Origin of the sequence: Nonomuraea sp. NPDC049637 (assembly GCF_040675235.1) — a bacterium.
Taxonomy (GTDB): domain Bacteria; phylum Actinomycetota; class Actinomycetes; order Streptosporangiales; family Streptosporangiaceae; genus Nonomuraea.
Genome location: NZ_JBFAOM010000029.1, coordinates 114,977 through 128,518, shown reverse-complemented (window position 1 = coordinate 128,518; position 13,542 = coordinate 114,977). Strand labels below are relative to the sequence as shown.

Genomic DNA, 13,542 nt, shown 5'->3' with positions numbered 1-13,542 from the left:
ATCCAGCCCCGTGACCCACTCCTGAAGATCAGCAGTGGTTAAGTCATCTGGCATGCCTCCACGTTACAGATCACAAAACCTCGCTGCAGTACTAGCCGAAGACGACGCCTGGCAGCCCGCACATGTAGCCGTGGCGCTGGGCCGCCCCGCTACCTGGACCGACCCGCTTCGCGCCGTCAATCTGTTCGGCCGGCTCATCATCCAGATCCGCTCCCATGGCCCCCAGACGCTCGCACGGTGGCTTCACTATGCCGTACGCGGCGCCGCCACCAGCGCGAACACCTCCGATGCCGCCGCCGACATCACCGCCTTGCTCCTGACCATCGCGATCCAGGCCGGACGGACACCCGCGCACGATGCCGTGCACCTGATGACCGCAGCGAAGGCAGGGCTTGCTGACGCAGCTGACCCGATCAGCCTCCCGGTCCTGACCCGTTGCCCAGATGCGCCTGCCTTCTACGTGACGACTTCGCGCAAGAACTGTCTGCTGCGGCGGCCACGCGCCTTGCCCTTTCTCTGTTTGCGGGCCTTGCTGATCCGGATCGGTACGCGGTCCTTGAGGCGCTGCTCGCCTGATCCCTCACCTTGGCGCTCGCTCTCACGTGCGCTGCCCTGGTCATGGGGAGATGCGGCGCATCCTCATGGCAGGACATTCGTGTGGCGACGCGTTCTCCGGACGAGCGACACCTCCACCACCAGCTGGCAGCTCGACGAACAAGGTCTCGTGCTCAAGGAGATCGACCCGCGCGGCAACGTCGACGGAGCCGACCCCGACGCCTTCACGACCCTGTTCACCCATGACGTCACCGGTCGCCTCATCGAGGCCAAGCTGCCGCTGGCGCAGATCGAGAACAACGGCCAGGTCGCCACAGTTCAACCCATCACCAGGTTCGGCTACAACACCACCGGCGACCAGACGCATCTGGTCAACCCGGAAGGTCGGGTAGTGGTCTCCACGTCCGACCGTCTCGGCAGGCCCACCTCCGCCACCGGGGTCAGCTACACCCCGCCCGGAGGCGCCGCCATCAGCCCGACGATGTCGCTGTGAGCAGTTCGGCCAGCCGATGGACGGCGTGCTCGTCCAGCTGCGCCTCGCCGCGGTCGTAGCGCTGGGTGGTGACGGGGGAGGCGTGCCCCAGGAGCGCCTGGACCTTCTCCACCGGGACGCCCATGGCGAGCAGGAGGGTGGCGGCGGTGGCGCGGAGCATGTGCGGGGTCAGCTTGGCCACGTCCAGGCTGGCGGCACGGGCGGCGCGGCGGAGCGCGGTCTGTTGCCGCCAGCGGTCGAAGCTGCGGCCGTCGGTGCGCCGTAGCAGCAGGTCGCCGGGTTTGCGGCCGGCCAGCAGTGGCCTCAGCAGCGCCATGGCCACCTCCGGTAGCGGCACCACGATGACGGCGCCGCCCTTGAGCCGGAAGCGGATCACCCAGTGACCCGCCCTCGGGGTGGGCGGTCACGCTGAGCACGTGTACGAATCGGGTGCCGACCTCCACGACGAAGAAGACGTACAACCGGCGCAGCGTGACGGTGTCCACCGTGAAGAAATCACACGCCGGCGTGCTCGCGGCGTGGCAGCGGAGGAAGTCTCGCCAGCGGTCGCCAGCACGTCGCGGCGCCGGACCCAAGCGCCCCCGCTTCAGGACCCGACGGATCGTCGCACCGCTCACCTGATGGCCCAGATGCCGCAGTTCGCCCCGGATGCGCTCGTAGCCCCAGCGAGGATTCTCTCGCGCCAGCTGCTGGATCAACGTCACTACCGCCGAACCGTCGCAGGCCGCCCCATCCCTCGGTTCGGGTAGGTCCAGTGACGCGCGACCCAACGCCGGTGCCGGCGCAGCAGCGTCCCCGGCGTCACCAGTCGCTGTGCCCGCATCATCTCCGGCGGTCTGCGGGCCAGCGCAGACAGCACCGCCCTATCTGCCCACGACAGCCTCGGACGGCCAAGTTGACGGCGCAACACGGCGACCTCGTGCCGCAGCACGAGGATCTCCATGTTCTAGGTCGCGTTGCTACGAGTCGGCAGCATTAGCCAGCCCACGATGCGGCAAAAGATCAGATAGAAGAGACGGAGCGCCACGAGCTGGAGCATGCCCGCCCCAGCTACTGCTCCGACCTGGAAACCAAGACAAACCCGCAGCTCACGGTCGTGAACGGAGTATTGACACCCTTCAGGTCCAGTCCGGCTCCTGGGCCTTCACCCAGCACGCCAAGGACGCCGGCCTGTTGCCCTCGATGGGCAGCGTCGGGGACTGCTTCGACAACGCCATAATGGAGTCGTGCTGGTCTCGCATGCAGGTCGAGCTCCTCGACCATCAGCACTGGAACACTCGGATCGAGCCGGCGAACGTGATCTTCGAGTACCTGGAGATTTGGCACAATCGGCAACGACGGCACAGCAGCCTGGGCGCGCGCTTGCCTCTTTGGACGGTCGCCCAGTGTCTCGGCAGGTGATCGTACGCCTGCTCTGATTTGGCAACGGTGGGGTCGTGCTAGGCCGCGCCGTCGACCGGATGGGAGCCCGCACTCCGAGGTCTTGCCATGATGGTCTGCATGTCCACTGGTGAATCGTCCCGCGCGCTTTTGATCATCGGCACGGTGGGAGCTGGCAAGACCTCCGTTGCGGAGATGATTGGCGATCTGCTCTCCGACGCCGGGATTGCCCATGCTGTCATTGACTTGGATGCACTTCGCCGATCTTGGCCTCCGCCACCGGATGATCGGTTCAACTTCGAGATGACCCTCCGGAATCTGCGCAGCGTTGCTGGAAACTATCTGGACGCTGGGGCTGTCCGACTCGTCATGGCCGGCGTCGCTGAGACTCCAGAGCAGCGCAGGCGGTATGCAGAGGCGGTCGGCGTCGAGTTGACGGTATGTCGACTCCTTGTAGCGCTCCCTGTTGTCCGTCAGCGGCTGGCCAGGCGTCACCAAGGTGAGGAAGCCGCCCTTCAGTGGCATCTCAACAGGTCGGGCGAGCTTGACCAGATCATGGACAATGCTCAGCTCGAAGACGTTGTCGTCGAAGCCTCCGATGGTTCCGTTTCGGAGGTGGCCGAGGCCGTGATGAAAGCTATCGGCTGGGTCTGAAGCAGGCAGGTAAGCCACCAGCGGTACGAAAGCCCAGGGCAAGTCCGGACGGGGTAGGCAACTACGTCCGGGCCTCCCTTGAGCCGCAGGCAAGAGTACCGACGTGTGTCACGGAGGCTCGCATGGCTGGCCGAGCAACTCGGGCACCAGTTCGTCGAGCCGCGTCAGGAGAGCCTCGATCTCGCTGAGGGCGTGGGCGAGCAGCCACACGTGGCGCCAAAAGGCGTGGCCCCGGTCCTGGTCAGAGTGGCACGGCCCAGTTGTCGCCATCGGTCGGCTCGTCCGGTGATGTGCACTGCCAGGCGCGGCGAGATTTCTCCTCGGCATCGTTGCCCAGCCGCGGCGGGAGAGGCGGCCCTCGATCAGGCCAGGGCAGTCTTAGCCCAGCTCCGGCGGGCCCCATTGGGACAACGGCTGATCACGGTCGCGATGAGATACCGCGCACGTCACCGCGCACGTCACCGCGATCGTCTGACGACTGGTGCCCGCCCTGCGACGACAGGTCAGGGCCGCTCATTCGACCCGTCCTTGGCAGATGGCGGTGCAGGTGCGCTGGTCGGTGAGGTGCCGGGTGGGATCGTGGGCGCGCGCCGTCGTAGACCACCTGGCCGGCCACCCGGTCGCTGAAGTGCGGCCGCAGATCCTTCACCACCGCCACGACGTCGCCGTGGTCGACCACGTTCGTCCAGACCAGTCTGTCACCGCCCGGCCAGCGGCTCTGCGGATCGGGGACGACCCCAGCCGGTCGAAGATCATTAGCGCGCCGAGCGGCGACTCTCGCGTGACCAGGGCGCACCCATACCCGTCCTCATCCTTGTTCTCGTGTGTCAGTGCGCACAGCGCCTCTTTAGGCGACCACCGAGCCGAGCGAATGCGCCACCCCAGCCGCGTGTCCGGCCCTTTCAGCGCCGTCACCCGATCTCGCGCCGCCTGCCGTAACTGCGGATCGGGCAGATACCGGCGCACCTGCTTCAGTTGAACACCAGCGTCTGTAAGGCCAGGTCGGCGAAGAACCGCGGCGCCGACGACGCCCGCAGCGCCGCCTGCACCGACCGCGGCGCGCGCACCAAGGTGTCCCCGTCGGGCGGCGACACCTCCGACTCGAACTCTGCCGCCACCAGGCCGGCAGCTCAGCCTCCAGCCCGTCCTCCACATCGACGGCGGTGTAGAGCAGATCGTCTACCGCAGCGTCTCACCGGGCGGCCGGTGTTCTGGTCGTCGACGTGACTGAAGCCGAGTTTGACGAGGGCGTTCACGTCGTCATGGTCAAGCCCGCGACCGGGGGATGTCGGGCTAGGAGGGGTACAGGACGACCTCTCGTGCTCGGCGATGCTGTGGGGGAATGCGAGGCGGCGCGGGGTGAGGCGGGCCCTGTGCCGGGCTCCTCGGATCTACCAGCTGAAGGGCGGCCGGGGCGTTGTCGTCCTCGGGGTGGTACTCATCGCCGTAGACGTCCTCACAGCCGAGGCCGGGGGCGGCGACATGGCACGTTCGGCGCAGTCGTGACGCCGGTGCGCGGCCGCGGGCAAGGCGGATGAGCTGGGCGAGTCGGCGGTGCGGTACTTGTAGGGGCTGAGTTCGCTACAACCCGTGTCGGCAGGACGGAGAGCCATTCACTGCTCACGGCTCGCGAGATTTTCTGGGCCGCGTACCTCACGGAATCATTTCGCTGAGGATAGAGGCGCGTGGAGCGTCACGAACGCCGGGAGACGTCCGACCGCATCGAGGCGGGATCACCCAGGGAGGCGCGCCGGTCACGATGCTTCCTCCATCATGACCGCGATGGGCCTGGCCAGCTCGTCCAGATCGGCGAAGAAGCGGTCGGGATCGATGGCAGCTTCTGGTGGGTGGACTCCTGGCCGGACGACAGTGCCGTCGAGCAGCTGGGCGAGCCCCGCCGCTGCCGGGATCCCGGTGGCCTCGGACATGTTCTTCATCAGCCCGCCCGCGCTGACAAGGTGGGCCAGGACCGTCAGCGGACGACCGTCCCTGGTTCCTGTGGCGGCGGCGAAGAACGGCGGCAGGGAGCCGGGCGTGCTGAACTTGACGGCGCGCAAGGCGGCCCGTACGGCGCGGCGCATCGTCGGTTTCGCCAGGTCCGCGGCTGCCGTCTCGTTGGTGAGCCTGCCGCTGTCCATGTCGCTGCGGAGCACGTCCAGGTAGGCCACGGCACCAGGCGTGATGACCATGAGATTGGCCGCGTCTCCGGTGGGTCGATAGCTGCGTTGCAGAGTCACCGGCTCGGGATGGCCGACGGTGTACGCGGTGCCCTTGTGGCCACCGGGCAAGGTGAGCGCGACCGGCCGCAGCGGTGGCTGCTGCACGATCTCGCCGTTGCTCACCACAGCAACCGTTCCCCTGATCTGCTGCATCCAGTGCACGGCGGCCGCGATCGGACGACCGTCCGGACCGCATAGAACAGTATCGTCGGCGCCGGCACCCGGCACGTCGACGGGCCAGGCCGTGTAGAGGTCGGTCACGGCGTCGAGCCGGGCTACGGCCCTGGCCGCGAGCAGGTTGCTGATGCCGGGGCTCGCGCCCATCCCGATCACGGCGCGTACCCCTGCCGCCCGGGCGTCGGCGTCCAGATCGAGCATCTCCAACGTGGGTTCCCAGTCGTCACAGATGTCGATGTAATGCGTACGAGCGCGGATCGCCGCCCGCAACACACCCAGGCCGAACCGGTAGTACGGACCGACGGTGTTGATGACGATGTCGACATCGCTGAGCGCTGCGTCGAGCTCGGCCTCATCGGTGACGTCAACCTTGCAGGAACTCATCCGTACCCCCGAACCGCCCAGTTCATGGGCGAGTCGCGCTGCTGCGTGCGAATCGCGATCGGCGACGACGATCTCCCGGATGCCGGGCAGCCCGGTCGCCACGCGCACCGCGACCCGGCCCATCGCACCGGGTCCGCCGAGGGCGAGAACCTTCATGCGCCACTCCCTGAATACGTGACTGAAACTATCGTTTAACCTACGATCGTAGATGTGATGAAAATATCACTTGCGATGCTCATCCGCGAGCGTCCGGCGAGCCGGATTCTCGTCGTCGAGGCGCTGAGCGCCCTGCCGATCGGCGCGCTGACCCTGCCCTTCTCGACGCCGGACCGCGACCTTGTGCCCGACTGGGTTCAGCTCCTCGGCCTGACGATGCTCGTCGTGCTGTACGGCACGGCGCTGTCCACCTGGCGCCTGGTCATGGTCGGCGGATTGCGTTCGTCGCCGATGACCTGCCAACGGATCCGTGACGACCGGCGGCTTCGACTCTTGGTGCTGTGCTACCCACCCGTCCTGGCAATCCTGTTGACCCTGCCTCCCACCTGGACGGCGTTCTGGTTCGGGCTGACGCTGACCACAGTGGTCGGCGGCGCGGTTTCGCTGGTTCGGGTCGCGATCATGCTCCATGGTTCCGGAGCCTTGACCCGCCCTCTCTCTCGGCCGTTCACGGCCCGCTCACCGGGCCGCCGGGAAGACGCGTGATCCAGGAGTCCAGCTCGGTCATCCGAAGTGACTTCTTGTAATGATTCATGGCCCACGAAGGGGCCGAAGCGTCCATGGACGTCTTCAAGGCCATCGCCGAACTCTGCGACGGCGTCGAGGCGACCATCGCCGCCGTCCGGGACCTGGCCACTGGCTTCGCTTCGGACGATGCGGCGCCGGCGGCATCCCTGGATGAGAACGGCGGGCTGCCATGAGCGGCAGGCAGATATCCCGGCGGACCCATGGCGCTGTGAGACTGGCTTCACACGGGCCGAGAAGGACGTCGCGGACGTGATGATCCGGCTTCGCTGCAACCACGGCCGCGAGCCCAGCTACGCCGATATCGCCGCTGGCGTCTAGATCCCTGACGGCCACGGCTGCGGCAGGCCGTACGCGTCGTCTGGGTGATCGCGGCCAATCGGGGCGACCGCCTGGAACGGTTCCAGCTCTCGACCGACCTCGCCCGGTGTGACGCTGCCCGCCGCCGGGTCCGGCCCACCCGCTACATGCGCTCCGGGCACGGCGATCGAGTTCGCTTTCGCGAACTCGATCGCCAGTAAGGAGTTCGCCACGATGGCCCAGGCCGCCGACGAGTGCATCACGAAGTCGCCGGCCTTGACACAGTCGGCGAGCGGGCGGTCCGGCGCGAGAACACCAGCCTGCTGATCCAGATGATCGCTGGCCCGTAGGCCCGGCTCACCGATCCGGCAAGGGGTTGACCGAGACCACTTGCGCGTCGCGGCAGCGTTCTAAGGCGAACGAGGTCCTCACCGGGGGATGTCTACTCCTGGATGAGGATGCCCAACGCGCCAGCCAGGGCGCGAACCAGCCCCTGCGCGTCGCGGCTCTTGACGGTCGTGCCCTTGAGACTGGTGACACCACCGATCCCCAGCAGCACGCAGTCGGAGAGGTGCGCGCCGTCCATCTGCGCCTGGGAGAACTGAGCCCCACTTAGATCGCAGCGCTCGAAGCGAACTCCCCGCAGGTCGGCGTTCTGAAAATTAGCCTCCGGCATGATGCAGTCGCGGAAGACGGTGTTCTTGAACGTCGAGAATCGAAAGCCGATGAGATCGGCACGGCACGCGTCGAAGAGCACGTCACGGAACGAGCATTCGGTCCAGGTCATGCCGGTCAGCCGACTCGCCGACATGCGGACCCGATGCATGCCCGACGCCCTGGCCGTCATGTTGGACAAGTCGCAGCGCTCTAGCTCCACATCGACGAACCCGGCCCGGTACAGTTCGCTGCCCGCGAAGCTGGTGACGACGAATCGGCAGCCCTCATAGTCAGCCGCATCCACCTCGCGAGAAGTCAGGTCGCTGCCGTTGAATTCCAGGCCGCGGTAGGTGCCGTCGTCCTCCACGTCATGCTCGGGCAGCTGCGCCACGACCAGCGGCGAGGGCAATTTAGGTGCAGCCGGTGCTTTGAGCCGCTTCTGCTGTTGATGACGAGATCGGGAAGACATCGGGCAGCAGCCTAGCCCACGCCCGATCATCCTGCAGATGACCCCTGGCGCCCTACCGTTCAGGCCCCAGCGACGACCGAGACGAGATTCTCGCGGTCTTGACACTGCTGTGATCTGCACGAACACCAAGCCGTCAGTGTGAACATCAAGGACCTGGCAACGTCACGTTGCCCGGTTCTTCCCACTCCAGACGATCCGCAGGCGCGGCAGCTACGGCCGGCCTACTTGCCTTACATGGCTTAACGACCTTCAAGCAGCTGACCAGCCAGTTCGCTTGGCTACTCCAGATATCCATCGAACCGGCCGGGCGTAAGGCCTGGACGGTGAGGCGATGGCGGACCACTCCGGCGCCAGCGCGAGCGTCTGTTGTCACGTGCCTGTCTCGGAGGCTCTTCCGGCTGGGCACACGGCGTCAGTCACCATCGAGCGGCATGTGCGGAGGGAAGCGGTCATGTGGCCATACCGCATAGGCGCCCGGGCGAGGCCACGCTGCTCATAGCCGCCGAGTGCGGCGACCTGGTGCGGCCATGACGGGCGAACGAGCGAAGCTGCCGACGCACACCCGCGGTGCCGCGAACCTCGTCCGCCGAAACCTTCATATCCACTCAAACATGACTTCTGATACTATCGTTCTCATGACGAACGTTCCTATGTCGAAAGCATTGCGATACGTGGACGTGTTGGTCATCGGGGCGGGGCTATCGGGCGTCGGCGCCGCCTGCCGGCTGCGCAAGACGGGCCGTACCTACGCGGTGCTGGAGGCAAGGGCCCGTCTTGGTGGCACGTGGGACCTGTTTCGCTACCCGGGCGTCCGGTCGGACTCAGACATGTTCACCTTGAGCTACCCTTTCCAGCCGTGGCGGGGGAGCAAGTCGCTGGCTGATGGCGACAGCATCCGCCGCTACATCGAGGAGACGGCTCGCGAGCACGGCATCGACCGGCACATCCACTGCGGCGTCAAGATGGTGGCCGCCGCATGGTCCTCCAAACAGTCCCTGTGGGTCGTCGAAACCGAGGAGGACGGGCAGGCGCGGATGTGGACGTGCGCGTTCCTCTACATCTGCGCCGGCTACTACGACTACGAGCACGGCCACCAGCCGGACTTCGCGGGCCTCGACGCCTTCACCGGCCAATTCGTGCACCCGCAGTTCTGGCCGGACGACCTCGACGTGACCGGCAGGCGAGTGGTCGTGATCGGCAGCGGGGCCACCGCCGTCACGCTCATTCCCGCGCTGGCCAGGACTGCGAAAAAGGTCACGATGTTGCAGCGGTCGCCCACCTACCTGGCCTCCCTGCCCGAGGTCGACCGGGTGGCCGACGCGCTGCGCCGATGCCTGCCCCCGCGGCTCGCGCACGCGGTCATCCGAGGCAAGAACGTGCTGAACAGCCAGCTGACCTACTGGCTGAGCCGACGTTTCCCGGAACAGACCAAGCGGCACCTGCGCGCGGCCATCCTGCGACATCTGCCGGATCCCGGCTATCTGGAGCGGCATTTCACCCCCCGCTACCAGCCGTGGGACCAGAGGCTGTGTGTCGTACCCGACGGCGACTTCTTCCGCGAGGTGACCGCCGGCCGAGCGGCCGTGGTCACCGACAGGATCGCCCGGTTCGCGGAGCACGGGATTGTGCTGGAGTCGGGAGCGATACTCGAGGCCGACGTGGTCGTCTGCGCAACTGGCCTGTCGCTGATCCCCCTCGGAGGGATCCACCTCTCGGTGGACGGGCGCACCGTCGATGTGGCCCAGACCACCGCCTACCGCGGGCTGATGCTCAGCGGCGTGCCCAACCTCGCCTTCTGCGTCGGTTACACCAACGCCTCCTGGACGCTCCGCGCCGACCTGTCCTCGCGCTACGTCGTCCGCCTGCTCGGACACATGAGACGGCGCGGCCTCACCCTCGCGATGCCCGCCAGGCCCTCGGGCGAGGCCAGGCGGCCGCTGCTCGGCCTGACCTCCACCTACATCCAGCGCGCCGCGCACCTGTTCCCCCAGCAGGGCGAGCGCGACCCCTGGACAGTCGGTCAGAACTACCTGCTCGACCGGGCCCGGTTCCCCTTCCTCGACCTCCGCAAGGGAATGGTTTTCGATGACTGACCTGACCGGCCGCCGCGTGGTCGCCCTCGGCGGGGCTGGAGCGATGGGCCGGCCCGCGGTCGAGGCGCTGGCCACCCGCCGGGACATCGCGGAACTGGTGATCGCCGACCGCGACCTCGCCGCCGCCGAGCGGCTCGCCGCCCGGCTGGCCGGCACAGGCACCGCCTCCCTCGTCCCTGTCGCCGTCGACGCGACCGACCAGGCGGGGCTGCGCAGCCTCTTCCGCGATGCCGATCTCGTCGTCAACACCACTGGCCCCTTCTTCCGGCTCGGGGTGCCCGTCCTGCAAGCCGCGATCGACACGCGTACCCACTACGCCGACATCTGCGACGACTGGGAGCCGACGCTGGAGATGCTCGCGCTCGACGCCGAGGCGCGCGGCGCGGGAGTGACCGCCGTGATCGGTGCGGGGGCCAGTCCGGGCACCAGCAACATGCTGGCCGCGCTCGCCGTCCGCGAGTTGGAGAGCGTCGACGATCTGTTCACCGCGTGGCCCGTGGACGTGCCTTTCGTCGGCGACGACCCAGTCGAGAACGCCACCGCCGACGTCTCCGCCGCCACGGTCCACTGGATGCAGCAGCTGTCGGGAACGATCCGGACCTGGAGCGCCGGCGCGCCCGCCGTACGACCTCCGCTCGAAGCGGTCACCCTGGACTATCCGGGACTGGGCAAGGGCACCGCATACACCGTCGGCCATCCCGAGCCTCTCACGCTGTCGGCCACCCTCTCCGTCGCCGGCGACTCGGCCTGCGTCATGGTGGTCCAGCCGGCGACCGCCGCGTACCTCATGGCACTGCGCGACGACATCGATCGCGGGAAGCTGACGCTGGAGCAGGCCGCCGCCGCCATCGAGGACCCGGCCGCGGGCGCCCTCGCCCGCTCCGTTCTTCGCCGGCTCTCCCTGCGTGGCCCCGGCGCCCTGCCCGCCTTCTTCGCGCTGGCTACAGGCAGCCGGCACGGTCGGCCGTACACCGTGGGCGCACGACTCGTCGCCTCCCCTCGGGGGATGGCCAGGGCGACCGGGATACCGCTGGCGCTCACGGCGGGGCAGATCCTCGACGGGGCGGTCCGCGACTGCGGCGTGCATCCGCCCGATGCGGTGCTCGACCCCGACCGGTACTTCACCGAGCTGGCCGTCCACTGCGATCCGCCGCGGAGCGGAAGCGGCGACGTGGTCGCGGTGGATCGCGCCTGATGACCGCTCCGACGCTCCGCGGCGACGTCGCCTCCGGCTGGGAACCCGTCCGCGACGCCTTCGCCGCGCTCATGAACAGCCCGGCGGAGCGCGGCGCCGGATTGCACGTCATCCACCGCGGCTCCACCGTCGTCGATCTCTATGGCGGCGACCACGGCCCGGACACCACCCAGGTGATCTTCTCCGCCTCCAAGGGCGTGGCCGCCGCGTGCCTGGCGCTGCTGACCGACCGTGGCGAACTTGACCTCGACGCCGCCGTGACCAGGTACTGGCCCGAGTTCGGTCGCCACGGGAAGTCGGCGATCACCGTCGCGCAACTGCTGAGCCACCAGGCCGGGCTCATCTCTCCCGCGCGTCCTGTCACGCTCGCCGACGTGCTCGATGGACGCCCGCTCGCCGCCGCCCTGGCGGACGAGCGGCCCCGCTGGCCCGTCGGCAGGCCCGCCTATCACGCGGTCACCTGGGGAACCCTCGCCGACGAACTGGTGCGCCGCGTCACCGGTGGGCGGCTCGGCGAGGTGCTCGCCGAGTTGGTCTGCCGTCCCCACGACCTGGCGATCGGCATCGGCGCCCCCGCCGGGGCCGTGCCCCTGCCGGTGCACGCCGCCGCCCGGATCCCCTTCACGGTACGCCTGGTCACGGCGATCTTCGCCCGGCGAGGGACGCCGCTGTGGCAGGCGATGACCGTGCATGGCGCCATCGAGGAGCCTCCCGACGTGTGGGTGCGCCGCTCGGAGACCCTCAACGCCCAACTCCCCGCGGCCAACGCCGTCGCGACCGCCGCCTCGTTGGCCCGGCTCTATGCCATGCTGCTGCCGGGGACCAGGACTCCGCTGGTCAGCGATCGCACTCTCCGTGCTGTGACTCGTCCCCGGGTGGCCGGACGGGACCGGGTGCTCGGTGTTCCGTCGGCCTTCGGGTGCGGGTTCGCGTTGCCGAGCCGTGCCTGGTGGCTGGGGTCCGCCTCTGCCTTCGGCCATCCGGGGATCGGTGGCGCGCTGGGCCTGGCCGATCCCCGCCGGGGGCTCGCTCTCGCCTTTCTTCCGCTCGCCATGCCCGCCGACGCCCTGAAGGACGTTCGCCATCGCGCTCTGCTGAACGCGGTGGCGAAGGTCATCGGACCATGACGGTCGTCGCACACGTAGGGGGGCGCACCAACTATCGTGCATATTCGATAGTTGAATGACGGATAGACGAGGAGCCTCTCGTGAGGCACCCCGGCGCCCTGCTGTCCGCACGTACCCGACAGTGGGCGGCGTCGCCATCCCGGCGTGCCGCCCGGCCGTACTCGAAAGGCCCGCAGCATGACCGCCGAACCCCAGATCCCGGGAGCCGACGTCCAGGTCCCCACCCGGATGCTCGTCGAAGCGCTCGTCCGCGCCGACCTCACGGTCGACACGGGCGAACTCTACGCCACCGGCAACCTGCTGGGCATGACCGACCAACAGGTGCGCCTGTGCATCAAACGGCTGGTCGCCGAAGGGCGCTTCACCCACGAAGGCCGAGGACGCAAGGCGACGCTGCGGGCCACCGGCGCCACAGAGCGGATGCTGGGCCTCGACGTCGAATTCGTCGCCCACGCTTTCCGCCAGGACGCCGGGCTCGCCCCCTGGGACGGCACCTGGCACCTGGTCGCCTTCGCCGTTCCCGAGACCGCCCGTGCCGCCCGCGACGCCCTGCGTGCCGCGCTCACCCGCCTGGGCGGAGCTCCCATCCAGGGGGGCCTGTACATCAGCGCCAACCCGTGGGAACCCTACGTCCAGGACCACGCCCGCGACCTCGGCGTTCTCGGCCATCTCACGGTCGCGACCACCCGGGACCTGCGCCAGGGCGAGGAGGACGACCCGGCCGCACTCGCTCGCACCCTGTGGCCCCTGGCCGAGATCGCCGAGCGCTACCACCGGCTCACCGCCATCGCGGAGCCGCGCCTCGATCGCCTCCGCGACCACGCCGGTCTGTCGGAGGCGGAACGGCTGACCATCGCGGTGGAGCTGGCCGCCGAGTTCACCCGCGCCATAGAGCCCGACCCCCTCCTGCCTCCCCAGTTGCTCCCTCAGCCCTGGCCGGGCGGTCAGGCCCGGGCGCTCCTGGCCCAGTGCTGGGCGCTTCTGGCCGAGGCCGCCGCCCCGGCCAGCCGCGAGAGCACCCGCGTGTTCCGCCTCTACGACGACATGACCCGCACGGCAGAGGCCCGCCGGTAGGCGGCGGCCGCCTACCGGCGCGAG

The 13,542-nt window shown here is 68.5% G+C and carries 12 protein-coding genes and 1 pseudogene; 9 read left to right on the top strand and 4 right to left on the bottom strand.

The window, feature by feature from the left end:
- Positions 1 to 130 precede the first annotated feature (130 nt).
- Positions 131 to 1,048, top strand: coding sequence for a hypothetical protein (locus AB0J71_RS33065; protein ID WP_364417785.1), 918 nt, complete (start codon positions 131 to 133; stop codon positions 1,046 to 1,048).
- Here the strand turns inward: AB0J71_RS33065 and AB0J71_RS33060 are convergent.
- Positions 1,026 to 1,424: a tyrosine-type recombinase/integrase gene (locus AB0J71_RS33060; protein ID WP_364417783.1), complete on the bottom strand. Its 399-nt coding sequence runs from the start codon at positions 1,422 to 1,424 to the stop codon at positions 1,026 to 1,028. The genes AB0J71_RS33065 and AB0J71_RS33060 overlap by 23 nt on opposite strands.
- Before the next feature lie 746 nt (positions 1,425 to 2,170).
- Here AB0J71_RS33060 and AB0J71_RS33055 point away from each other — a divergent pair.
- Positions 2,171 to 2,401: pseudogene (locus tag AB0J71_RS33055) on the top strand (integrase core domain-containing protein); the annotation flags it as partial.
- Positions 2,402 to 2,548: 147 nt separating this feature from the next.
- Positions 2,549 to 3,082, top strand: a complete 534-nt coding sequence (locus AB0J71_RS33050; RefSeq protein WP_352330209.1) for an adenylyl-sulfate kinase — start codon at positions 2,549 to 2,551, stop codon at positions 3,080 to 3,082.
- A 971-nt stretch (positions 3,083 to 4,053) separates the two neighbouring features.
- Here AB0J71_RS33050 and AB0J71_RS33045 read toward each other — a convergent pair.
- Together AB0J71_RS33045 and AB0J71_RS33040 are read right to left on the bottom strand one after the other, a co-directional pair.
- Positions 4,054 to 4,200 (bottom strand): hypothetical protein, encoded by a 147-nt coding sequence (locus AB0J71_RS33045; RefSeq protein WP_352330207.1) that lies wholly within the window; start codon positions 4,198 to 4,200, stop codon positions 4,054 to 4,056.
- A 636-nt stretch (positions 4,201 to 4,836) separates the two neighbouring features.
- Positions 4,837 to 6,018 carry a saccharopine dehydrogenase NADP-binding domain-containing protein gene (locus AB0J71_RS33040; RefSeq protein ID WP_364417781.1) on the bottom strand — a complete coding sequence of 394 codons (1,182 nt, stop codon included), beginning with the start codon at positions 6,016 to 6,018 and terminating at the stop codon, positions 4,837 to 4,839.
- 75 nt (positions 6,019 to 6,093) lie between these two features.
- Here AB0J71_RS33040 and AB0J71_RS33035 point away from each other — a divergent pair, with 75 nt between their 5' ends.
- Positions 6,094 to 6,564, top strand: coding sequence for a hypothetical protein (locus AB0J71_RS33035; RefSeq protein WP_352330203.1), 471 nt, complete (start codon positions 6,094 to 6,096; stop codon positions 6,562 to 6,564).
- A 74-nt stretch (positions 6,565 to 6,638) separates the two neighbouring features.
- On the top strand, positions 6,639 to 6,779 hold the full coding sequence (locus AB0J71_RS33030) for a hypothetical protein (protein WP_364389361.1): 141 nt from the start codon (positions 6,639 to 6,641) through the stop codon (positions 6,777 to 6,779).
- A 566-nt stretch (positions 6,780 to 7,345) separates the two neighbouring features.
- Here the strand turns inward: AB0J71_RS33030 and AB0J71_RS33025 are convergent.
- Complete coding sequence (locus AB0J71_RS33025; protein WP_364417779.1) at positions 7,346 to 8,029, bottom strand: pentapeptide repeat-containing protein; 684 nt, start codon at positions 8,027 to 8,029, stop codon at positions 7,346 to 7,348.
- Positions 8,030 to 8,556: 527 nt separating this feature from the next.
- Between AB0J71_RS33025 and AB0J71_RS33020 the strand changes: the two genes are divergently transcribed.
- From AB0J71_RS33020 to AB0J71_RS33005, 4 genes are all read left to right on the top strand, one after another.
- On the top strand, positions 8,557 to 10,122 hold the full coding sequence (locus tag AB0J71_RS33020; RefSeq protein WP_364417777.1) for an NAD(P)/FAD-dependent oxidoreductase: 1,566 nt from the start codon (positions 8,557 to 8,559) through the stop codon (positions 10,120 to 10,122).
- Positions 10,115 to 11,317 carry a saccharopine dehydrogenase NADP-binding domain-containing protein gene (locus tag AB0J71_RS33015; protein WP_364417775.1) on the top strand — a complete coding sequence of 401 codons (1,203 nt, stop codon included), beginning with the start codon at positions 10,115 to 10,117 and terminating at the stop codon, positions 11,315 to 11,317. The genes AB0J71_RS33020 and AB0J71_RS33015 overlap by 8 nt, the downstream gene beginning before the upstream one ends.
- Positions 11,317 to 12,444 (top strand): serine hydrolase domain-containing protein, encoded by a 1,128-nt coding sequence (locus AB0J71_RS33010; RefSeq protein ID WP_352329454.1) that lies wholly within the window; start codon positions 11,317 to 11,319, stop codon positions 12,442 to 12,444. Before AB0J71_RS33015 ends, AB0J71_RS33010 begins: the two co-directional genes overlap by 1 nt.
- Before the next feature lie 177 nt (positions 12,445 to 12,621).
- Positions 12,622 to 13,518: a PaaX family transcriptional regulator C-terminal domain-containing protein gene (locus AB0J71_RS33005; RefSeq protein WP_364417773.1), complete on the top strand. Its 897-nt coding sequence runs from the start codon at positions 12,622 to 12,624 to the stop codon at positions 13,516 to 13,518.
- The last annotated feature ends 24 nt before the right edge of the window (positions 13,519 to 13,542 follow it).

Coding starts and splice junctions, on each gene's coding strand:
- AB0J71_RS33050 (WP_352330209.1), top strand. CDS start 2,549: ATGTCCACTGGTGAATCGTCCCGCGCGCTTTTGATCATCGGCACGGTG.
- AB0J71_RS33040 (WP_364417781.1), bottom strand. CDS start 6,018: ATGAAGGTTCTCGCCCTCGGCGGACCCGGTGCGATGGGCCGGGTCGCG.
- AB0J71_RS33035 (WP_352330203.1), top strand. CDS start 6,094: ATGCTCATCCGCGAGCGTCCGGCGAGCCGGATTCTCGTCGTCGAGGCG.
- AB0J71_RS33030 (WP_364389361.1), top strand. CDS start 6,639: ATGGACGTCTTCAAGGCCATCGCCGAACTCTGCGACGGCGTCGAGGCG.
- AB0J71_RS33025 (WP_364417779.1), bottom strand. CDS start 8,029: ATGTCTTCCCGATCTCGTCATCAACAGCAGAAGCGGCTCAAAGCACCG.
- AB0J71_RS33020 (WP_364417777.1), top strand. CDS start 8,557: ATGACGGGCGAACGAGCGAAGCTGCCGACGCACACCCGCGGTGCCGCG.
- AB0J71_RS33015 (WP_364417775.1), top strand. CDS start 10,115: ATGACTGACCTGACCGGCCGCCGCGTGGTCGCCCTCGGCGGGGCTGGA.
- AB0J71_RS33010 (WP_352329454.1), top strand. CDS start 11,317: ATGACCGCTCCGACGCTCCGCGGCGACGTCGCCTCCGGCTGGGAACCC.
- AB0J71_RS33005 (WP_364417773.1), top strand. CDS start 12,622: ATGACCGCCGAACCCCAGATCCCGGGAGCCGACGTCCAGGTCCCCACC.